Here is a 2,927-nt window from a genome sequence, read left to right as displayed (position 1 = left end):
CCGCTGATCATGGATTCGTCGACCCGGCTGCCGCCCTCGGTCAGGGTGCCGTCGACCGGGATGCGCTCGCCCGGGCGCACCTGGATGACGTCGCCCGGAACGACCGCGTCGGCGGGGATCTCGGTCTCGCCGTCGGGGCCGACGATACGGGCGGTCTTGGGCTGGAGGTTCACCAGACGTCGAATGGCCTGCGAGGTGCGCCCCTTGGCGACGGCCTCCAGATAACGCCCGAGCAGGATCAGGGTGACGATGACCGCGGCGGCCTCGAAATAGAGATGCACCGTCCCTGCGGGAAACATCCCCGGCAGGGTCAGTGCCAGGAGCGAGTAGAGATAGGCCGCGCCGCTGCCGAGCATGACCAGGCTGTCCATGCCCGGGCTCAGATGACGAAGCTCGGTCAGACCACGTGCGAGGAAGCGTCGCCCGGACCAGATGAGCACCGGGGTCGCCAGCACCAGCTCGAGCCAGGCCCAAATGCTCATCGGTGCCAGCCTGTCCATGAGGGCATGGAGCCCAGGCACGACCATCGGCCCCATGCTGATCAGCAGCAACGGCAGGGTCAGAGATGCGGCGACGCGCAGATCACGTGCGAGTCGGCGCAGCTCGTACGCCTTGCGCGTCTCGTCCGTCTCCGCCCGTTGCTCGGGCGCGGCCGGCTCGTACCCGGCCGCGCGGATCGCTTGGGCGATGCGCTCGGGGCTCACCGTGGCGGGGAGATAGCTGACGGTCGCCGATTCGGTCCCGAGATTGACGCTCGCCTCGATGACGCCGGGCACGGCCTGAATCGCCCGCTCCACGCGCGCCACACAGGACGCGCAGGTCATGCCGCCGACGCCCAGGGTGACCGACTCGACCACCGGCTCGTAACCGGCGCCGCGCACCGCATCGAGCAGGGCCGGCACGGTCGCCTCATCGAAGTGGACGATTGCGGTCCCCGCGGCGAGGTTCACCGTCGCCGAGGCCACGCCCGGCGCACGGGTGATGGCGCGCTCCACCCGCGCCACACAGGACGCACAGGTCATGCCGCCGACACCGATCCGCACCTCTTGCGTCATGGGTCGACTCGGCTCCAGACGCCCGGCAGCGCGAGCGGGTCGTCGACGAGCTCGCCGAGAGCGCCGTCGATCACGGGCGCCAAGAGCCCGTAGCCCACCCGCCAGCGGACGGTACCGACCTGCACCGACGCGGTCTTGATATTCAGCTTCACCACCTGACCGAACCGCTCATTTCCCTCGCGATCCTTGAAGGCGACCCGATCGCCGACGCTCAGACGATTGCGGTCGACCGCTTGGCGCCTCTGCGTGGCTATCGTCACGTCCTCGCCGTCCAGATCGATCTGATGGAAGGGGATACTCCACCGCGTCCCGTCACCGAGATTCTCGACCTCCGCACGGGTCCGGTTGATCCGCAGCAGCTTGGCCTCCTGCAATCTGTTCTCGACATGGTCGAACCAACGCACCGTCTGACCGACACGCAGTGCCTGCTTCACGGCATGGATGCGCTTCGGATCGTCGAGCTGGTTGCTGATGGCTGCATTCAAGCGATAGAGCTCGAACAGACTCGCCCGGCCCAGCGCGTCCATGATCTCGGTGTAGTTCATCGTCGACATCTCCGGTATCGCCAAAGGCTGCCAACCCGCCTGCGGCGGCAGGACAGGATGCGGGTTCGGCGAGGATCATTCTAACGACGATTAGACACGCGCGGGCGCAATGGATTGCCGCGCGATCTGTCGGGTTCGACGGCCCCGGCTTGGGTCATGGCGCGGATTGATCTTCCGCGCCTCGCGATGGACGTATCCTGCACCCGTCGCGGCGGCATCAGAGCTTGGGCTTCAGCTCATCCGGGTGCGAGGCGGAGGCGGCGGCCCGGAATCCGGGCGTGGGCTCGAGGCGGCGCAACGCGTGTTGGGCGCCGCCGAAGATGTCGCGACCGATGACGCGCAGTGCTGCAAGCCGGGCGGTGGAGCTTGCGCAGACGGCGGATGGGTCAGTGAAATCGCGGCAAGTGGTCAACGTTTCGCCGTCGTCGGCGAAGTGCATGCCGGGGAGCGGGCGGATCACCGGTGAGCCGGACTCGGGGGCGGTGAGGGCCATCATCGAGGGACGCTGGTCCCCCAAGAGACGCAGCAGGAGTCCGGGGAGTTGGTAGAAGGGCAGGTCGCCGGTCTTCACGACGCCGCGTCGTCCGTCGATCAGGATCAAGGGCGTGGCGACCAGCGTTCGGAACATCGTGTCGCTGAACTCAGCGCGGTTCGCCGCCAGCAGTCCGGATTCGCGGAAGCCGCCGAACTGGTTGCCGAGCGCGGGCAGATGGTCGCCGAAAAGGACGATCAGGCTGTCCGGGTCGCGCTGTCTCAGCTCGTGCAGAAAGTCCATCAGCTCACGCGATTTGTAGTGCATCGTGTTGGCGTAAGCCTCCACCGTCGCGTGTCCCTCTGCGGCGCTGACGACGTTCGGGCGCTGCGCGTTGAGCGGATAGGGAAGATGTCCGAAATAGGTCAGCACATAGTTGAAGATCGGTGTCGGCCCTTGAATCTCCGTTCCGAGCCGCTCGAGCACCTGACGATAGATCGAGGCGTCGCTCAGAAAGACCTCGTTCATGTCGTCGAGGGCGAAATCGCTGTCGGACCAATAGGTGTCGAAGCCGATGCGACGGTAAGCATTGACCCGATTCCAGAAGGACGCCGCGTTGGGGTGCGATGCGAAGGACCGGTAGCCGGCGCTTGCCAGATGGCGCGGCAGACAGGGGACGTCGTTGCGCAGTCCGCCCTCGAAGAAGACGTTGTCGCGCTCCACGGGGAAGCCGCAGAGGATCTCGAATTCGGTGTTGGCGGTGTAGCCGCCGAAGACGGGCGCGAGGGCATGGGCGTTTCCGGAGGCTGCCCACAGCGCGCGGAAGGCCGGATCGAGCGGATCCGCCGAGAGTTC

Annotated in this window: 3 protein-coding genes; all 3 read right to left on the bottom strand. The window is 66.8% G+C overall.

The window, feature by feature from the left end; all coding sequences use genetic code 11:
* On the bottom strand, nucleotides 1-1,055 hold a 1,055-nt coding region (locus tag VLR48_RS01965), incomplete at its 3' end, for a heavy metal translocating P-type ATPase (RefSeq protein WP_325290169.1).
* The gene (locus VLR48_RS01960; RefSeq protein WP_325290168.1) at nucleotides 1,052-1,600 is read right to left on the bottom strand and encodes a hypothetical protein; all 549 of its coding nucleotides are present in this window, start codon (nucleotides 1,598-1,600) and stop codon (nucleotides 1,052-1,054) included. The genes VLR48_RS01965 and VLR48_RS01960, both read right to left, overlap by 4 nt.
* 217 nt (nucleotides 1,601-1,817) lie before the next feature.
* Nucleotides 1,818-2,927 (bottom strand): LTA synthase family protein (locus VLR48_RS01955; protein ID WP_325290167.1); only part of this gene is annotated, 1,110 nt, incomplete at its 5' end.

This window comes from Thiocapsa sp., assembly GCF_035467215.1.
Classification (GTDB): Bacteria; Pseudomonadota; Gammaproteobacteria; order Chromatiales; family Chromatiaceae; genus Thiocapsa.
Note: the sequence above shows the minus strand (reverse complement) of the source record. Positions and strands in the feature narration are given on the sequence as shown.